At 70.9% G+C, this 17,464-nt stretch carries 15 protein-coding genes; 4 read left to right on the top strand and 11 right to left on the bottom strand.

Annotated elements, in window-relative coordinates:
• Window positions 1-39 precede the first annotated feature (39 nt).
• Window positions 40-480, bottom strand: a complete 441-nt coding sequence (locus AC07DS_RS35730; protein WP_094220813.1) for an Lrp/AsnC family transcriptional regulator — start codon at window positions 478-480, stop codon at window positions 40-42.
• Between the two features lie 234 nt (window positions 481-714).
• On the opposite strand from AC07DS_RS35730, the gene AC07DS_RS35735 reads away from it, so the two are divergent.
• Window positions 715-1,152, top strand: coding sequence for a hypothetical protein (locus tag AC07DS_RS35735; RefSeq protein WP_479152191.1), 438 nt, complete (start codon window positions 715-717; stop codon window positions 1,150-1,152).
• A 22-nt stretch (window positions 1,153-1,174) separates the two neighbouring features.
• On the opposite strand, the gene AC07DS_RS35740 is transcribed toward AC07DS_RS35735, so the two are convergent.
• The 3 genes from AC07DS_RS35740 to AC07DS_RS35750 form a co-directional block, all read right to left on the bottom strand.
• Window positions 1,175-2,269, bottom strand: coding sequence for a phosphotransferase family protein (locus AC07DS_RS35740; RefSeq protein ID WP_479152193.1), 1,095 nt, complete (start codon window positions 2,267-2,269; stop codon window positions 1,175-1,177).
• Between the two features lie 11 nt (window positions 2,270-2,280).
• Window positions 2,281-3,378 carry an Rv3169 family protein gene (locus AC07DS_RS35745; protein ID WP_479152194.1) on the bottom strand — a complete coding sequence of 366 codons (1,098 nt, stop codon included), beginning with the start codon at window positions 3,376-3,378 and terminating at the stop codon, window positions 2,281-2,283.
• 345 nt (window positions 3,379-3,723) lie between these two features.
• Window positions 3,724-4,896: an acyl-CoA dehydrogenase family protein gene (locus AC07DS_RS35750; protein WP_479152195.1), complete on the bottom strand. Its 1,173-nt coding sequence runs from the start codon at window positions 4,894-4,896 to the stop codon at window positions 3,724-3,726.
• 332 nt (window positions 4,897-5,228) lie between these two features.
• Between AC07DS_RS35750 and AC07DS_RS35755 the strand changes: the two genes are divergently transcribed.
• Window positions 5,229-6,467: a glycoside hydrolase family 18 protein gene (locus AC07DS_RS35755; protein WP_479152197.1), complete on the top strand. Its 1,239-nt coding sequence runs from the start codon at window positions 5,229-5,231 to the stop codon at window positions 6,465-6,467.
• A gap of 53 nt (window positions 6,468-6,520) precedes the next feature.
• On the opposite strand, the gene AC07DS_RS35760 is transcribed toward AC07DS_RS35755, so the two are convergent.
• From AC07DS_RS35760 to AC07DS_RS35780, 5 genes are all read right to left on the bottom strand, one after another.
• Window positions 6,521-7,180 carry a TetR/AcrR family transcriptional regulator gene (locus tag AC07DS_RS35760; protein WP_479152199.1) on the bottom strand — a complete coding sequence of 220 codons (660 nt, stop codon included), beginning with the start codon at window positions 7,178-7,180 and terminating at the stop codon, window positions 6,521-6,523.
• Window positions 7,181-7,254: 74 nt separating this feature from the next.
• Complete coding sequence (locus AC07DS_RS35765) at window positions 7,255-7,395, bottom strand: SCO1431 family membrane protein (protein ID WP_479152200.1); 141 nt, start codon at window positions 7,393-7,395, stop codon at window positions 7,255-7,257.
• Between the two features lie 107 nt (window positions 7,396-7,502).
• Window positions 7,503-8,876, bottom strand: a complete 1,374-nt coding sequence (locus AC07DS_RS35770) for a peptidase C39 family protein (RefSeq protein WP_479152308.1) — start codon at window positions 8,874-8,876, stop codon at window positions 7,503-7,505.
• 208 nt (window positions 8,877-9,084) lie between these two features.
• A complete protein-coding gene (locus tag AC07DS_RS35775; protein ID WP_479152202.1) occupies window positions 9,085-10,626 on the bottom strand; it encodes an amino acid permease in 1,542 nt (513 codons plus the stop codon).
• Between the two features lie 43 nt (window positions 10,627-10,669).
• Entirely contained in the window at window positions 10,670-11,626 is a 957-nt protein-coding gene (locus AC07DS_RS35780) for a hypothetical protein (RefSeq protein ID WP_479152204.1), read from the bottom strand.
• 254 nt (window positions 11,627-11,880) lie between these two features.
• Here AC07DS_RS35780 and AC07DS_RS35785 point away from each other — a divergent pair, with 254 nt between their 5' ends.
• Window positions 11,881-12,501 carry a uridine kinase family protein gene (locus AC07DS_RS35785; RefSeq protein ID WP_479152310.1) on the top strand — a complete coding sequence of 207 codons (621 nt, stop codon included), beginning with the start codon at window positions 11,881-11,883 and terminating at the stop codon, window positions 12,499-12,501.
• A 430-nt stretch (window positions 12,502-12,931) separates the two neighbouring features.
• On the top strand, window positions 12,932-14,794 hold the full coding sequence (locus tag AC07DS_RS35790) for an AAA family ATPase (RefSeq protein WP_479152206.1): 1,863 nt from the start codon (window positions 12,932-12,934) through the stop codon (window positions 14,792-14,794).
• An 81-nt stretch (window positions 14,795-14,875) separates the two neighbouring features.
• On the opposite strand, the gene AC07DS_RS35795 is transcribed toward AC07DS_RS35790, so the two are convergent.
• Window positions 14,876-15,961 (bottom strand): hemolysin family protein, encoded by a 1,086-nt coding sequence (locus AC07DS_RS35795; RefSeq protein ID WP_479152207.1) that lies wholly within the window; start codon window positions 15,959-15,961, stop codon window positions 14,876-14,878.
• A complete protein-coding gene (locus AC07DS_RS35800) occupies window positions 15,958-17,292 on the bottom strand; it encodes a hemolysin family protein (RefSeq protein ID WP_479152209.1) in 1,335 nt (444 codons plus the stop codon). Before AC07DS_RS35800 ends, AC07DS_RS35795 begins: the two co-directional genes overlap by 4 nt.
• Between the last annotated feature and the right edge of the window lie 172 nt (window positions 17,293-17,464).

The raw sequence follows: 17,464 nt of genomic DNA on the forward strand, positions 1-17,464 counted from the left end.
TCGCGTACGCGGGAGACCGGGGGCACCGGGGCGGGCGGTTCAGATCTTCGGGGGACGCGCCTCGTAGGGGGTGGACAGCACGACGGTGGTGCGGGTGGAGACGCCGGCCAGGGTGCGGACCCGGGCGAGCAGCTCCTCCAGTTCGTGCGGGGTGGCCACGCGCACCTTGAGGATGTAGTTCTCGTCGCCGGCGACGCTGTGGCAGGCCTCGATCTCGGGGACGCCGGCCAGGCGGTCCGAGATGTCGTCGGGGGCGCTGGGGTCGAAGGGTTTCACCGAGATGAACGCCGTCATGGGCAGCCCGACGGCCTCGGGGTCGACCACCGCGGCATAGCCGCGGATGACACCACGCTGTTCGAGCCGGCGCACCCGCTGGTGCACCGCCGACGTGGACAGGCCCGTGGCCTTGCCCAGGTCGGTGTAGCTCATCCGCCCGTCCTTGACGAGCAGCTGCACGATCTGACGGTCCAGCTCCTCCATGGCGCCAAAACCTACAGTGCCGTTGATCTCCTCGGATAGCTCAGCAACGCAGGTCACACCCGCTCCGGCACAAAAAGGACCGCAGCGGGCACCTGCGCGCGGCATGTGACGAACGCCACAGCGCTCGAACCAGCTCCGTGATGTTCTCGTGATTACCGCCGAGAGCGGACGGGAAGTGCTTGGTGTGGTCGAGGCCGCAGTGCCTTCACGGCCCACCTTTAGGGGGAGAAACCCATGCAGAGTCTCAAGCGCCCTGGTCGTTCTGCGTCCAAGCGGCAGCAGCCGGTGGTCGAGCCCGAGCCGGAGGGTGTCGAACCCGACACCCTCGAGGCCGATGAGCTCGACGCCTACGACACCTTCGAGATGTACCGGGTGATCTGCCCGGACTGCGCACAGCCGATCGCGCTGCTGGCGGACGAGGAGATCCTGCCGGAGCACGCGCTGTGCGCCTCGCCGTGGAACCCGTTCGGGCTCACGGTCTGTGCGGGCACGGGCCGCGCGGCGGCCGACGCCCGCCCCGCGGACGAGTCCTTCGAGCCGCAGGAGCAGGACATGGCCCTGCTGCTCACGCTCCCCCAGGGTCTGGACTGGCGGACGCAGCCCTTCTCGCACGTCGGCGGCCCGGGCTCGCGCCCGATGCGCGTGCCGGAGATGCGCCGCCAGGCCGCCTGAGTCCCCCGCGGACCGGCCCGGCTCAGTCCCAGTAGCTGCCCTGCACCATGGCGCGCAGACTGCCGTGGTGCAGGATCAGCGTGTCCGGATCCGCCGGCACGGCGACCTCTTTGAAGTACACCTGACGGTAGGCGACGCGCAGCATCACGATCGCGTGCCGCAGGGCCGCGTAGAGGGTGTAGAACTCCATGTCCCGCGGGGTGTGACCGGTCAGTTGGGTGTAGCGGGCCTCGACGCGGTCGCGGCGCAGGAAGTCGGGCAGTCCGCGCTGTCCGGAGGAGACCGTCAGGTCGTGGAAGAAGCGGTGCAGGTAGACGGTCCAGCCGAGGTCCACCTCACGCGGGGCGAGGGCGGCCATCTCCCAGTCGAGGACGGCGACGGGGTCGAAGCCGTCGTAGACGACGTTCCCGATCCGGGCGTCGCCCCAGTTGAGGACCGGCGTGCCGGGCTCGCACGGCCACAGCTGCTCCAGCCGGTCGAACGCGGCCTCGATCAGCGGTGAGCGGGCGAGCCCGTCGATCACCCAGGAGTAGTAGGCCCGTTGGCCCGTCACATGCCGGCGCAGGGCGTCGCCTTCGCCCGGCACGGCGAGGAACCCGGCCTCGCGCAAGGGGACCTGGTCGTGCAGCCGGGCGAGCAGAGCGACGGTGGCGGCCTCCAGATGCTCGCGCTCCGCGTCGCTCGCCGCGTGCAGCCAACTGCCCTCGTACGTGTAGGGCATGACGTCCGGCGGCACCCGTCCGGCCACCCTTTCCATGACGAAGAACGGCGCCCCGAGCGGCTCCGGGTCCTCCTCCAGCCAGAGCACTCGGGGCACCGCGACGTCGGTGCGGTCGGCGACGAGCTCCAGGGTGCGGTACTGGCGGGCCATGTCGTACTGAGGGAAGACGGTGTACGCCGCCGGGTCCGCCGCGAGCCGCAACGCGCAGGAACGCAGGGGTGGCCGGGGGTGCTCGATGTCGAAGAGCAGGGTCTCGCTGGACATCCCGTTGGAGGCCGGGACGGTGACTTGGACGGCCTTGGCCCCGGGCAGCCGGGTGCCGAGCCAGGCCGTGAGGCGCCGGGTGAGCTCCTCGGGGTCTCGGGTGCTGGTACGCGGACGCGGTGCCGTGGCCATCTCGTCCTCCCTCAGGGTGCGACCGAGCCGAAGCCGGTGAAGCCGCTCGGGTCGTGCCGGCCGAACGAACCGTGCTCGAAGATGCCGTAGCCCGTCCGTCCGTCCATCCGGAAGCGGGCGGAGTGGTCGGTGACGCCGTAGGCGGCGAGGGGGTGCGGCGACGCCATGTCGTAGGTGCGCCGGTCGGTCCATCCCCGGCCCTGCCAGGTCCCGTGCTGCCAGTCGTCCGCCGGCGGATAGCCCGCGCCGACCGCGAGCGGCGATGAGGCCAGGATCTCCGCCTCCAGCTCCAGCGGTTTGCGCGGGTCGCCGAGGTGGACGACCGCGCGCTCGGGGTGGCGGGTGCCGGAGCGGTAGGTGATCTCGGCCTGGGGCCAGCCCAGTTGGCGGTCGCGGTGGCCGGGGCGGAGCAGGGTGGCGTCGTTCAGGGAGCGGTGGCCGTCGGCGTCCTCCTGGGTGATGACCATCAGGAAGCGGTCCTCGAAGCGGACCGGGCACCAGATCCAGTGGAAGCCCTCGGTCGGGTGGTCCTCGGCGAGCCTGCCGCCCTCCTCCCCCGGCACCGGCCGTACGCCCCAGCTGCGGTCCCGGGTGCCGGTCCAGCCCTCCGAGGAGACCTCGAACTCCGTGCCGCCCGCCCGGATCACACCCGTCACCGTGCCCGCCTGGACGAACCTGCGTCCCTCCAGGGTGAGCCGGTCGCCCCGGCGCTGCAGGTGGTGGGGTTCCCACAGGGCCGGGAAGGCCGCGGTCCAGGTGAGGTCGTACGACAGGTCGTCCTCGCAGACCAGGCGCAGCCGCCTCAGCGGCTCCTGGACCTCGATGCGCAGCGGGCCGACGGCGAGCCGCATCCGGTCCTCGCCGAGCGCGTCCGAGGCGCGGACGGCGTGCAGGGTGTCCCCGGTGCGGAGGGTCGCGTAGGCGTCGATCACGCCCAGGTTGGGGTAGACACCGAGGCCGAGGATGAGCAGGGCACGGCCGGTGTGGTCGAAGACGTGGAAGATGCAGCGGTCGTAGGCGTTCCGGTCCCCGGTCGCCATGTGCTTCATGGACAGCGGCACCTGGTGGACGGGGTACTCGTCGAGCGGTACGGGACGGTCGTCGGCCACGGACACCCCCTGGAAGACAGTCCGCTGACGGTACGTCAGATGCCGGGAGGAGACCAGAGCCGGAACCGGACGTCCGTGAACTCGCGCTCGATTCCGTCGGGCCGTGACCTGCCCGGTGTCCGCCGCGTTCCCCAGGCATGACCGCCACGTACTGGGCGACCGGGCGTCAGCGCCGCATTTTCGTGCCCCGCCCCGCAAAATCGGTTCCGCCGCCGCCCGCGCCGCAGGACCCGCCCATCTACCGCGACCTGATGCGCACCTGGGAGGACCGGGGCCGCACCCTGCCGGGCCGCCACGACCCGGAGTGGGTCAGGCTGGCGGCACCGACGGTCCGCAGGGGGCAGTTCAGCGACCCTCAGGCCCTGCCACGTGACGGGCGATGACCATCCGCTGGATCTGGTTGGTGCCCTCGACGATCTGCAGGACCTTGGCCTCGCGCATGTAGCGCTCGGCCGGGAAGTCGGCGGTGTAGCCGTAGCCGCCGAGTATCTGCACGGCGTCCGTGGCGACCTTCATCGCCGTGTCGGTGCAGTGCAGCTTGGCCATGGCCGCCTGCTTGGCGAACGGCCTGCCCGCGTCGCGCAGCCGGGCGGCCGCGAGGTACAGCGCGCGGCCGGCCTCGATCTGGGTCGCCATGTCGGCGATCATGAAGCGCAGCCCCTGGAAGTCGGCGATGGGGCGGCCGAACTGCCGGCGCTCGGTGGCGTAGCCGACCGCCTCGTCCAGCGCGGCCTGGGCCACGCCTATGGCGCAGGCCGCGATGCCGAGCCGGCCCGAGTCGAGCGCGGACAGGGCGATCGAGAAGCCCTGGCCCTCCTCCCCGATGCGCCGGTCGTCACCGACCCGGACGCCGTCGAAGTGGACCTGGGCGGTGGGGCTGCCCTTCATGCCCATCTTCTTCTCGGGCGCCGCGCCGCTCAGACCCTCGGCGTCGCCCGGCACCAGGAAGGCCGTGATCCCGCGCGAGCCGTCCTCGCCGGTGCGGGCCATCACGGTGTAGAAGTCGGCGATCCCGCCATGCGTGATCCAGGCTTTGGTGCCCGTGATCACCCAGCCGTCGCCGTCCCGGACGGCCTTGGTGCGCAGTGAGGCCGCGTCCGAACCGGACGACGGCTCGGAGAGGCAGTAGGCGCCGAGCAGGCCGCCGCCGAGCATCGCGGGCAGGTGCTCGACCTGCTGCTGCTTGGTGCCGTAGGCGGCGAGGGCGTAGGAGGCGAGCGTGTGCACGCTGACGCCGAGGCCGACGGTGAGGCGGGCCGCGGCCAACTCCTCCAGGACCTGGAGGTAGACCTCGTAGGGCTGCTCGCCGCCGCCGTACTCGGAGTCGTACGGCAGGCCCAGCAGGCCCGAGGTCGAGAGCAGGGTGAAGACCTCGCGCGGGAAGCGTCCGGCGTCCTCCTCCTCGGCCGCCTTCGGCGCGATCTCGCGCTGCGCGATCTCACGGACGAGCGCGAGCAGATCTCTCGCCTCTTCCGTGGGCAGTTGACGCTCCACCGGCTGCGGGTCGCGGTCGGACATGGCGTCGGTCTCCTCCCTGTTCGGGCACATCGGCGGATGCGCCGTGGGTGGGGCGGCTCCGCCTGGTCGTTCCAGTTCGCCGAAGGCGCCCGCTCCCGGGTCTCGGAAGCGGCTGACCAGCGGCTCTGTGCCGTGAGTATGCCCGATCAGCGGCCTCCCGTCACCAGTTAACGACCGCTTACTTCAAGAATCCAATCGGAACTCCGCCCATCCCCGGAATTGGTCCGAACCATTGACGCAGTGGTCTAGTCCTCCTACTGTGCATGACCAACGCTTTACCGCGTTCATGCCAATCGGCGCGCGTTCCCCTCTCCCCCACGAGGAGCCACCCGATGCACACTCCCCACCGCCCCCGCACAGGGTTGCGGGCGCTGGTCGCCGCCGCTTGTTCCGCCGCCCTCGGAGCCGGGCTGCTGGCCGGGGCGGGCACCGCCACCGCGGCCGCGCCGGCCGCTCCCCAGCTGAAGGCCGGCTCCAAGGTCGTCGGCTACTTCACCGAATGGGGTACCTACGACCGCAAGTACTACGTCAAGAACATCGAGACCTCGGGCTCCGCGGCCAGGCTGACCCACATCAACTACGCGTTCGGCAACGTCACCGGCGGCAAGTGCGCCATGGGCGACTCGTACGCGGCCACCGACCGCGCCTACACCGCCGCCGAGTCCGTGGACGGCGCCGCCGACACCTGGGACCAGCCGCTGCGCGGCAACTTCAACCAGCTGCTGAAGCTGAAGAAGAAGCACCCCGGCCTGAAGGTCCTGTGGTCCTTCGGCGGCTGGACCTGGTCCGGCGGCTTCGGCGAGGCCGCGAAGAACCCGGCCGCCTTCGCCCAGTCCTGCTACGACCTGGTGAAGAACTCCAAGTGGGCGGGCGTCTTCGACGGCATCGACATCGACTGGGAGTACCCGAACGCCTGCGGCAACACCTGCGACACCAGCGGCCGGGAGGCCTTCAAGAACGTCATGGCCGCTCTGCGCTCGAAGTTCGGCTCGGGCAGCCTGGTCACCGCGGCGATCACCGCCGACGCCACCGGCGGCGGCAAGATCGACGCGGCGAACTACGCGGGCGCGGCCCAGTACGTCGACTGGTACAACCCGATGACGTACGACTACTTCGGCGCCTGGGACTCGACCGGCCCGACCGCCCCGCACTCCCCGCTGAACTCCTACTCGGGCATCCCTAAGGCGAACTTCCACACCTCGGCGACCATCGCCAAGCTGAAGGGCCTCGGCATCCCGGCCGCCAAGCTGCTGCTCGGCATCGGCTTCTACGGGCGCGGCTGGACCGGGGTCACGCAGGCGGCGCCGGGCGGCACCGCGACGGGCCCGGCGGCGGGGACGTACGAGCAGGGCATCGACGACTACAAGGTGCTCAGGACCAAGTGCCCGGTCACCGGCACGGTGGGCGGCACGGCCTACGCCAAGTGCGGCAACAACTGGTGGAGTTACGACACCCCGGCGACCCTCGCCACGAAGATGACGTACAAGAACCAGCAGGGCCTCGGCGGCACCTTCTTCTGGGAGCTGAGCGGCGACACTGCGAACGGTGAGCTGATCAAGTCGATCAACTAGCCCCGGAGCAGGGGGGCCTGGAGCGGAGGACCACGAGCCTCCGCTCCTCGCCGTCAGGCGTTGCGGCAGGCCGGGAGCGGGGCCGGGTAGGACGGGTCCAGTTCCGCCACGGCGCGCAGGGATCCGCCGAGCATCTTCACCAGCAGATCGCGCATGGTGTCGCGGGATAGTTCGGGGCGGTCGATCCAGTCGAGGGTGGCCCCCTCGACGCTGCACACCCAGGAGAGCAGGCCCATGCGGGCGAGCGGGGCGATGTCACTGCGCCCGTAGGCGCCCTCGGCGATGGTGTCGATGATCGCCTCGCGCACACCGTCCCGGATGGCGTGCACCTCGGTGTCGAAGCCGACCCCGCCGCTGACGATGGTGCGGTAGGCGGCCTGGTGGTGCTCGGCGAAGCGCAGGTAGCTGTCGACGGTGCGGTGGACGCGGTCCACGGCGGGCAGTTCCAGTCCGCTCGCGGCGAAGGTGACCAGGTCGGCGACGGAGTCCTGGATGATCGCCAGGTAGTAGCCGCGCTTGGACTGGAAGTAGTAGTAGATCAGCCCCTTGGCGACATGCGCCTGCCGGGCGATGTCGTCCATGGACAGCGCGTCGTAGGACGTGTCGGCGAACAGCTTCCGCCCGATGGCGATGAGTTCGGCGCGACGCGCCACGGAACGCTCGGTGCCGCGCGCCCGGGGACGGACGGCGGCACGCTGTTGACTCATATTCAATTTCGACCCTGGTCTAGGAGGTCGGTGGGACCTCCGCAGTATGTCAGAACATGCCGACCGGGTAAGGAGTCGGGTCAGAGCAGCCCGAGCTGGGTCACCAGCATCGCGATCACCGCGACAAGCACCCAGCCCATGACGTGCTCGAGGATCTTCGGGCCGTCTTCCCGGGGGCCGCCGGTGCGGACGCGGGTGGCAGTGGCCTGCTGTGCGGTCATGGTTTCTCGCAGAGGTCGGACGAACGGAGTGGAGTCCCCCCACCCATTTGTCCACCTTGCCACCCGCGACGGCGTTTGCGGCGGAGACGTTGCTCACACGGTCCGGGTCAGCACACCCCCACAGCCTGGAGCGCCTTGCGCTGGCGCGGGTCCGGCCGGGCCGGGAAGTAGAGGTAGCAGACCCCGCCGGTACCGGAGACGACCTTGCCGGAGGCGTTGTACCGCTTGGTGCGCAGCCAGATGTTCTCGAACTCGCGCCGCAGGTAGACCCGCCGCACGGCCGCGTCGTCGGCCGAAGCCGGGTCGTTGGCGATCACGTCGCCGTCCGCGGTGAAGCCGATCACGGTCATCAGGTGACCCGAGGTGCCGTATCCGGCGCCGGTCAGCTCGGTCTTCAGGAAGGACTGTGACGTTATGGCCGGGATGCCGGCCGCGATCAGCATCTCCAGTTCGGTCAGCGAGGCGAGCCGGGTGACCACGCCCTGGAGGCCCTTGAACGTGGCCGCGTAGGCGGCGTTGAACGGCCAGTTGCCGCAGCCCTGGTACTGGTAGTCGTAGGTGGAGCGGGCCGCGTGGTCCACCTGTGGGTCGACGTAGGAGGGGTCGACCCAGGACAGCTGCTCGGCGGTGAGCCGGCCGCCCCAGTACTCGACGATCATCTGCGAGGAGGTGGGGCTGCACCAGGCCTCGCCGCCGTTGTCGTACTCCGGGTACTGGCCCTTGTGGATCTCCTGCGAGTAGCGCGGGACGCCCAGTTCCCCGGCGAGCCCGGCGGTGGAGGCCGGCACGGTGAAGCGGTCGGGGATGTCGGAGCCCATGGCGCCGAGCCGCCACACGGTCGGGGTGAGCCGGGTGTCCGGCCTGCGGTAGAGGGTCAGGCGCAGCCGGTACGAGGCCAGCCGCAGGCCGGTGCTCGCGTCGTCGACGGCGAAGGTGTCGGTCCAGATCGTGCTCCTGCCGTCCTTCTGGCCGTCCACCGAGGTCCGCTTGATGTCCTGGTCCCCGGACGCCCAGCGGCCCATCACGTACCAGGGCGTGTCGGTGCCGTCCGAGTACGTTCCCCGCAGCTCGACCTGGAGCCAGGTGCCGTCGGGGGTGTGCGCGTTCCAGGACGCGACGACCTCCGTCGCGGGCACGGCGAGCCGGTGCACCGGGGAGGTCCAGGTCGCGTACTCCCAGCCGGCGGTGGTGCCGGTGTGCGGGTCGGTGTAGTCGGTACGGCCGGCGGCGGTGCCGATCTCGACACCGGGGCGCAGGCCGGAGACGGCCCGGACGCCCTCGGCGGTGCCCAGGCGCCAGTCGCGGTACGTCGTCCAGGCGTGGTAGTCGATGGGACGGGCCGGCACCTGGGCGGGGTCGTCCGCGTCGGCGCCGGGCGCCTTCGCGGTGGCGGCGGCCGCGGGTACGGCCCCGGAGGCGACCGCTGCGACCACTGCGGCGGTGAGGACGGTGCGGCGGGACGGTTGCTGGGCTCTGCTCATGGGCTCGGTCAACCCCCAAGTATCCGAGTCGTTGCTGGTCCGGTGTGGTTGTGCGCCAACTATGGAGGAGACGGCATGCCCCTGCCAGCACTTCAGCGCATGGCGCGCCACCAATATTGGTCTGGGCCACTGGAGTGGGTCGCAGGGGGGTGCACGACGGCCCCGGCGCGGACGGAATGCCGTGCGCCGGGGCCGTGGTCGGTGCGGGTCAGACGAGGTCCATCGCGGCGACCTCGTCGGGGCGGCCGTAGCTGACCGGACCCTGGAAGCGGCGGCGGGCGGTGGCGAACCACCACACCGTGGCCACGACCAGGACGGCGGCCAGCGCGATCGGCGCGTAGTTGAAGGAGTCGACGGTGATCGGCGAGGCCTGCGGCAGCATGAACAGGACGCTGCTGAGCCCGATCCAGATCACCGCGAGCCAGCCGATCGGCCTGCCCCAGCGGCCCAGGTGCCAGGGGCCGGGCTGGAACTCGTCGCCGAGCCGCAGCCGCAGGAAGATCGGCACGGCGTAGGCGAGGAAGAGTCCGACCACGTTGACGCTGACGATCGCGGTGAACGCCGTGTGCGACCACCAGCCCGGGACCACCAGGGCGAGCGAGCAGGCCACCGCGAGCCACACGGCCTTCACCGGCGTACGGGTGCGCGGAGAGACCGAGTGCCACAGGCGCGAGCCGGGCATGGCGCCGTCCCGGGAGAAGGCGAAGATCTGCCGGGTGTTGCTGGTGAGGTTGGCGAGGCCACAGAAGAGCATCGCGCCGATGACGATGAGGAGCATCACCTTGGCGGTGCCCAGGCCGAGGCCGTCGATGAGAATCTGGACGGGCGGCGCCGAGGAGCCCGCCACCTTGCCGTAGTCGCTAATGCTGTAGACCAGTGCAAGCATCAGGATCAGCCCGGTGATCGCCGAATAGCCGACGGAGCGGGTGATCCCCCGCGGTGCGTTCACCGTCGCGCGGACCGTTTCCTCGGACATGTGGAAGCTGCCGTCGAACCCGGTGAAGGTCCAGCTGGTGACCAGCAGTCCGAGCATCCCGCCGTAAAGCCCGCTCGTGAAGCCGGTGTTGTTCTCGAAATGCGTCACGAAGGACGCCGACTGATGGTGGTCGGGCATCACTATGAGTGTGCTCACGATCACCACGAGTCCGATCAGCAGCCACCATACGGAAATCCGGTTCAGTACGGCGACGAGCTGGACGGTGTAGGTGTTGGCGAGGCCCTGCAGCACGATGATCACGGCTGTGATCAGGACCGTCTGGTGCGCGGTGGGGCGGTACGAGGTCCACTGCAGGGCGATGAAGGCCTGGACGAAGGTGGCCGCCGCATAGCCGGTGGCGGCGGTGCCGCCGATCTGGCCCACGAAGTTCAGCCAGCCGGTGAACCAGGACCAGGCGCCCTTGTGCCGCTTGGCGAGTTTACCCGCCGAGAAATACAGCGCACCGCTCGTCGGATAGGCGGAGGCGACCTCTGCCATCGCGGCGCCGATGAACAGCACCATGACGGACACGCCGATCCAGCCGAACACGAGAATGCGGGGTCCGCCCGCGTTCATCCCGTATCCGAAGGACGAGAAAATACCCGAGAGGATATTGATGATGGTGAAGGAGATCGCGAAATTGTCGAACGCCTGGAAACGCCGGGTGAGTTTCCGGGGATATCCCATCGCATGCAGGGTCGCGTCGTCGTCGATCACGACCGGGTCCTCTCCCCCGCGAGCCTTCGCCCGTGGAGTCGATATCCGTTCGGACACAGATCTGCCTTTCTCTCGGTGGGGGGACGGAGCACGTGCGGGGTCAGGCGGCTCCCGGGACGGGCAGGCCGCAGGCACGCCGGGCCCGGGAGAGCTGCTCGGCGGGGTCACCGAAGGCGCTCCAGGGCATGCGCGAGGCGTACGGCCCCATCGCGGTGAAGACCGCCCGGGCCTCGAACTCGCGCTGGGCCATGACCAGCGCGTGCGCGAGGTAGGCCAGGTCGAGCACCGGGGTGAAGCGGTAACCGGCCGCCGCGGGCAGCCAGTTCTGGTAGATCGCCAGCGCGGTGGAGCGCCACTGGGGCTGTTCCCAGACGCGGTCGGCGAGCAGCTGGGTGGGGTTGTAGCTCTCCACGAGGGCGACCAGCGGCAGCAGCCGGAGGGCGGAGTCGGCGGGCGCCCGCTGGCTGAGGAAGGCGGCGACGTCCCAGGCCGCGTTGACCGAGCCGCCGTGGCGGGTGAAGAAGCACGACAGGAAGCGGTGATGGCCCTCGCGGTGCCACGGGTCCAGGGACAGGATGTGCGCGAACAGCCGCCAGGGTCCGGGCGGGGCGGTGAGCAGGCCCTGCGGTGCGGGGTCGCGCAGCCGGTGCAGCCGGGCCATGGCCAGCTTGGCGACCCAGGGAGTGGGGTCGCCGGGGGCCATGGCGGCCGCCCGGTCGCAGGCGGTCAGCGCGATCCGCTCCAGCGCCTCGGCCCGCTCGTCGCGCGCGTCGGCGGCCCGCGTCGCGCGCTGCACCGCGACCCGGGCCCACATCAGCGCGGCTTCCGGGGTCGGTTCCTCGGCGAGCCAGCGCTCCACCAGATCGGTGCCGGCCGCCTCGGAGGCCAGCACCAGCGAGCGGTGGGCGCGCAGGGCGAAGTCGGAACGCGTCTCGGCGAGGGCCTCGGACGCGTATCGATAACGGCCGGCGCGCACATCGACGCATACGCTCGCCAGGACACGGTCGTCGGCCGCCGGATGCCATACATAGTGCCCTTCGAATAACTCCGCGACCATGTCCCCCTGTCCGTCCCCGTTCGGCGCATCCCGGTTGCGCACCAGGCACCTTACTCAGCATTGGGTGCACCGGGAACGCCGGGTTTCACATACCGGTCAACGGTCCGAGATTGTTAATCCTTTCGATTGACCGGCGGTCAGCCAGTGGTTCAAGGAGTGACTTTTTCGGCCACCCGATTGGTCCAGTCGCTATGGGCCGCTACTAGACTGTTTCCGGAAAACCCCCCACACCGCACCACACCTCGGGAATCACCATTCACGACCTCGCCGCCCGGCTGCGCGGGCTTCCCCCCTCCGTGGGGCCGGTCCGGCTGATCGCCGTCGACGGGCACGCAGGCTCCGGAAAGTCCACCTTCGCCGGGCGGCTGGCCGCCGCGCTCGGCGGGGCGCCCGTGCTGCACCTGGACGACATCGCCAGTCACGAGCAGCTCTTCGACTGGACCGGCCGGCTCCTGGCCCAGGTGATCGAACCCCTCTCCCGCGGCGAGAGCGCGCGGTACACCCCTTACGACTGGCGGGCCCGGGCGTTCGGCCCGCCGCTCCCGCTGCCGCCCGCTCCCGTCGTCGTGATCGAGGGGGTCGGCGCCGGCCGCCGGGCGCTGCGGCCGCATCTGGCCGGGCTGCTGTGGATGGAGCTGCCCCGCGAGGAGTCCTGGGCACGGGGCCGGCTGCGGGACGGAGAGGAGCAGCGGGAGTTCTGGGCCGGGTGGGTCGAGGCGGAGCACGCGCACTTCGCCGCCGACCCCTCGCGCCCCCATGCCGACCTCCTGGTGCGGCAGACGCCGGAGGGGTACGCGGTGCTGCCGGGGCCGGCGAGAGCCGCCGAACCGGACCGAATGGTCACCCAGGGTGATGCACCGTCCGCAGTGTGGTGAACTTGTGAAGACCCTTGCGGGGGAACTTCCTTGAGCGCATCGGGGGCGCTTGACCCGGGGACCGTACAGGTCTTACGTTCTCAATGTGCGGCCATTCGGCGCCGCCCACATACGCGAAGCCCCCGGTTGTTCCCCCGTGATCGGGGGCTTCGTTCTGCCCTCGGCCCGTTTCCCGGGCGCCCCGCGCACCGATCCGCTCACCCTCGGTCACCGTTTCGTGTGCGCCCCGTCTGCTCCCACCTCGTCAAACGGCCCGTGCGGCACCCTTCGGTGCGCGGTCGTCCCACGGGTACGATGCCCTCGGTGCGACCTTCGAGCGGCTGCCTCGCGCACCTGCAACTCCGGTCCGCGGCACGGCGGTTCGACCGCGGCGGCCGTCGGGCGACTGCCCGGCGGTGAACCAACGGGGGCACGGTTTGTGGGGGACGTGATGGACTTCGGCACGCAGGGCCCCGAGGCCCCGGCCGACCTCGCCTGGCTGCGAGGTGTGGACGCCTACACGATGGGTGCCTATCCGCAGGCGGAGGAGGAGTTCCGCGCCGCGGCGCGGATGGACCCGGGGATGGCGGACGCCTGGCTCGGGCTGCACGCGCTGCGGGTCGACACGACGACGGCGCTGCTCAGAATGTTCCGGCACCGGGACCGCTTCGGGGAGCAGCGCGCCCGGCACCGCCGGACCCTCAACTCCTGGTACTGGCTGGGCTGGTGGGTGCAGCCGGTGCTGGAGAGCCCGCGCGATCTGCTGCTGGCGCACGCCTCGCACTGGCTGGACGGGCGGCACGTCCCGGAGCTGGACCGGGCGCTGGCCGGGCTGCCCCCGGTGGACACCGACCCACAGGTCCGCTTCCTGCACGCCTGCCGCACCTATCTCGTCAAGGACTGGGACCAGTTGGTCCGGCACACCGATCCACTGCTCGACGATCCCCTGCTCGGCATCGAGGCGGGCCTGTTCGGCGGCATGGCCCGGGTCCGGCTGGAGATGTACGGCCAGGCCGAGCCGCTCCTCTCGGCGGCCCTGATGCGCTGCCGCAGCGAGCAGCCGCAGCGCAAGGAGCTGCGGTACTGGCTGGCGCGGGCGCACGAGGGGACCGGGCGCAGTGCCGCGGCCATGCCGTTGTACCGCGCGGTGCACCGGGTCGACCCGGCCTTCATGGACACCTCGGCCCGGCTCGCCGCGATCGCCGAGGGCGACGGGTACGACGATCCGGCCGACCTCGCGGCGATCACCCTGACCGGTGCCGGTGCCGACGCGATGGACGGCCCGGACACGCTCGACCCGCTCTTCGGCGCCGAGGGGCGCGACCTCAGATTCCCGGACCCGGACCTGCCGGCCGGTCCGGTGCCGTCGGTCCCCGATCCGGCGGTGCGGGTGAAGAGCGGGATGCCGTCCTCGCCCCTGCCCGCGGGGCCGACCGACGCCGCGTTACTCGAGGAGGCGCTCGCCGAGCTGGAGCGCATGGTGGGTCTCGAACCGGTCAAACGCCAGGTCAAGGCGTTGTCCGCGCAGCTGAACATGGCACGGCTGCGGGCCGGGCAGGGGCTGCCGGTGCAGCCGCCCAAACGGCACTTCGTGTTCTCGGGTCCCTCGGGGACCGGCAAGACCACGGTCGCCCGGATCCTCGGCCGGGTGTTCTACGCGCTCGGTCTGCTCGGCGGCGACCACCTCGTGGAGGCGCAGCGGGCCGATCTCGTCGGGGAGTATCTCGGGCAGACGGCCGTGAAGGCCAACGAGCTGATCGATTCCGCGATCGGCGGGGTGCTCTTCGTGGACGAGGCCTACTCGCTGTCCAACTCCGGTTACGGCAAGGGGGACGCGTACGGCGACGAGGCACTGCAGGTGCTGCTGAAGCGGGCCGAGGACAACCGGGACCACCTGGTGGTGATCCTCGCCGGCTATCCCGAGGGCATGGACCGGCTGCTCGCCGCGAACCCCGGTCTCTCCTCCCGTTTCACCACGCGGGTGGACTTCCCCTCCTACCGGCCGCTGGAGCTCACCGAGATCGGCAAGGTGCTCGCGGCGGAGAACGGGGACCGGTGGGACGAGGAGGCGCTGGAGGAGCTGCGGTCCATCGCCGGGCATGTGGTCGATCAGGGGTGGATCGACGAGCTGGGGAACGGACGTTTTCTGCGGACGCTGTACGAGAAGAGCTGCGCGTACCGGGATCTGCGGTTGTCGACGTATCCCGGGATGCTGTCCCGGGACGACCTGGCGACGCTGCGGCTCCCGGACCTGATGCAGGCGTACGGAGAGGTCCTGTCGGGACGGGGACCGCACGATCCGTCGGCCATGTAGCGCAGCCGACGGCACCGCAACACCCCAGGGGCGCGGGGAACTGCGTGACCGGTCCCCGCGCGCCCGAAGTCGGGAACGGCGCTACGTGGCCAGTGCCCCTTCCGGCTCGCCGCTGGTCCTCGGCTCGGAGAGCCTCGGTTCCGGACTCTCGCGGTGGGCCGGGTCGCGGACCTCGCCCACCAGGAGTTCCAGGGCGTCCTCCAGGGCCACCAGGCCCAGGACCCGGCCGGAGGCGTCCGCCACCTGGGCCAGGTGGGTGGCCGCCCGGCGCATGACCGTCAGGGCGTCGTCCAGAGGGAGTTCCGCGCGCAGGGTGGCCATGGGGCGCCACACGTGCTGGGGGACGGCCCGGCCGGAGTCCTCCAGGTCCAGGACGTCCTTGACGTGGATGTAGCCCATGAACGCACCGGTCCCGGCCGCCACCGGGAAGCGCGAGTAGCCCGTGCGGGCCGTCAGGTCGACGATCTCCCCCGGCGTGACCGACGGAGTCACCGTCACCAGGGACTCACGCCGCAGCAGGACGTCCGTCACCGGGCGGGAGCCCAGTTCGAGCGCGTCCTCCAGCCGCTCCCGCTCCTCGGGGTCGAGGAGGCCCGCCTGGCCGGAGTCCTCCAGCAGACGGTTCAGCTGCTCGCTGGTGACGACGGCCTCGACCTCGTCCTTGGGCTCGACGCGGAAGAGCCGCAGGATGGCCTGGGCGCAGGCGCCGAGGGCCACCGTGATCGGCCGGCACACGCGGGCGAAGGCGACCAGACCGGGGCTCAGCCACAGCGCGGCCTTCTCGGGGGCCGCCATCGCCAGGTTCTTCGGCACCATCTCGCCGATCACGAGGTGGAAGAAGACCACGGCGGCCAGGGCGATCACATAGCCCAGCGGGTGGATCATGCCGTGCGGCAGATGGATCCCCTCGAACAGCGGCTCCAGCAGATGCGCGACCGTCGGCTCGGCCACCGCGCCGAGCGTCAGGGAACAGACGGTGATGCCGAACTGCGCGGCCGCCATCATCTGCGGCAGCCGCTCCAGGCCGTACAGCACCTGCCGGGCCCGGGTCGTGCCGAGCGGTTCGATCTGGCTGCGGCGCACGGAGACGAGTGCGAACTCGGCGCCGACGAAGAAGCCGTTGGCGAGCACCAGCAGCGCGGCGAAGACCAGTTGGAGGACGCTCATCGGACGGCCTCCATGACGTTCGCCGCCGGGACCGTCCTGACCAGGCGGACCCGTTCGGCGCGGTAGTGGCCGACCTGGCGGACGGACAGCCGCCAGCCGGGCAGTTCCGCCCGGTCGCCGGGGGCCGGGATCCGGCCGAGCAGGTCGGCGACCAGGCCGGCGACGGTCTCGTACGGCCCCTCGGGCACGTCGAGGCCTATGCGCTGCAGGATGTCGACACGGCAGCTGCCGTCGACGTCCCAGGCGGGCCTGCCGTCCTCCGGCGGGGCGGGGGCCAGCTCGGGCATGTCCTTGGCGTCGTGCTCGTCACGGACCTCGCCGACGAGTTCCTCGACGATGTCCTCCAGGGTGACCACACCCGCCGTCCCGCCGTACTCGTCCACCACGACCGCGATGGGCTGCTCGCTGCGCAGCCGGGCCAGGAGGGGCTGGACCGGCAGCGTCTCGGGGACGAGGAGCGCCTTGCGGGCGATACGGCCGACCGGCGTGCGCAGCCGGTCGTGCACGGGCACCGCCAGCGCGTCCTTGAGGTGGGCCATGCCGACGATCTCGTCGATCTTCTCGCCGTAGACCGGGAAGCGGGACAGACCGGTGGCGCGGGTCAGGTTGACCACGTCCTCGGCGGTGGCCGTGTCCTGGAGGGCGCTGACCCTCACGCGCGGGGTCATGACGTGCTGCGCGGTCAGGTCGCCCAGGGACAGGGTGCGCACGAACAGGTCGGCCGTGTCCTGTTCCAGGGCGCCGGCCTGGGCCGAGTGCCGGGCCAGGGAGACCAGTTCGCCCGGGGTGCGGGCGGAGGCCAGTTCCTCGGTGGGTTCGACGCCGAGGGCGCGCACCAGCCGGTTGGCGACCGTGTTGAGCACGGAGATCACCGGGCGGAACAGACGGGAGAAGTGGTACTGGGGGGCCGCGACGAAGCGCGCGACCTGCAGCGGCCGGGACACCGCCCAGTTCTTGGGCACGAGTTCCCCGATCACCATCTGGACCGCGGAGGCCAGCAGCATGCCGACCACCACGGCGACACCGGAGACGGCGCCCTCGGGGATGCCGATCGCCGTGAACGGGCCGCGCAGCAGCTGGGCCAGGGCCGGTTCGGCGAGCATGCCGACGACGAGGGAGGTGATGGTGATGCCGAGCTGGGTGCCGGAGAGCTGGAAGGACAGTTCCTTCAGCGACTCCACGACCGTACGGGCGCGCTTGTCGCCCTCGGCGGCGGCCTTCTCGGCGTCCGGGCGTTCGACGGTCACCAGGCCGAACTCGGCGGCGACGAAGAATCCGTTGGCGAGAATCAGCAGGAACGCCGCTCCGAGGAGCAGCAGGGGGATGGTCATGATGCCGCCGCCTCGGTATGTCGGGAGGGGGCGGCGCAGGTACTACAGGACGATCCGTCCATCGCTGGAGGGAGTCACTCCTCGGGTAGCAGGGGGCCTCTGAAGACCAGGGGGCAACATCAGTGGCGGAGGCGCAACGAAAACGCCTCCGCCAACAGATTAATCAAGACAT

This window comes from Streptomyces sp. NPDC044064, assembly GCF_056434245.1.

Bases quoted from the DNA above. Each gene is read 5' to 3' on its own strand.
- AC07DS_RS35730 (WP_094220813.1), bottom strand. From the start codon at position 480: ATGGAGGAGCTGGACCGTCAGATCGTGCAGCTGCTCGTCAAGGACGGG.
- AC07DS_RS35735 (WP_479152191.1), top strand. From the start codon at position 715: ATGCAGAGTCTCAAGCGCCCTGGTCGTTCTGCGTCCAAGCGGCAGCAG.
- AC07DS_RS35740 (WP_479152193.1), bottom strand. From the start codon at position 2,269: ATGGCCACGGCACCGCGTCCGCGTACCAGCACCCGAGACCCCGAGGAG.
- AC07DS_RS35750 (WP_479152195.1), bottom strand. From the start codon at position 4,896: ATGTCCGACCGCGACCCGCAGCCGGTGGAGCGTCAACTGCCCACGGAA.
- AC07DS_RS35755 (WP_479152197.1), top strand. From the start codon at position 5,229: ATGCACACTCCCCACCGCCCCCGCACAGGGTTGCGGGCGCTGGTCGCC.
- AC07DS_RS35765 (WP_479152200.1), bottom strand. From the start codon at position 7,395: ATGACCGCACAGCAGGCCACTGCCACCCGCGTCCGCACCGGCGGCCCC.
- AC07DS_RS35770 (WP_479152308.1), bottom strand. From the start codon at position 8,876: ATGAGCAGAGCCCAGCAACCGTCCCGCCGCACCGTCCTCACCGCCGCA.
- AC07DS_RS35780 (WP_479152204.1), bottom strand. From the start codon at position 11,626: ATGGTCGCGGAGTTATTCGAAGGGCACTATGTATGGCATCCGGCGGCC.
- AC07DS_RS35790 (WP_479152206.1), top strand. From the start codon at position 12,932: ATGGACTTCGGCACGCAGGGCCCCGAGGCCCCGGCCGACCTCGCCTGG.
- AC07DS_RS35795 (WP_479152207.1), bottom strand. From the start codon at position 15,961: ATGAGCGTCCTCCAACTGGTCTTCGCCGCGCTGCTGGTGCTCGCCAAC.
- AC07DS_RS35800 (WP_479152209.1), bottom strand. From the start codon at position 17,292: ATGACCATCCCCCTGCTGCTCCTCGGAGCGGCGTTCCTGCTGATTCTC.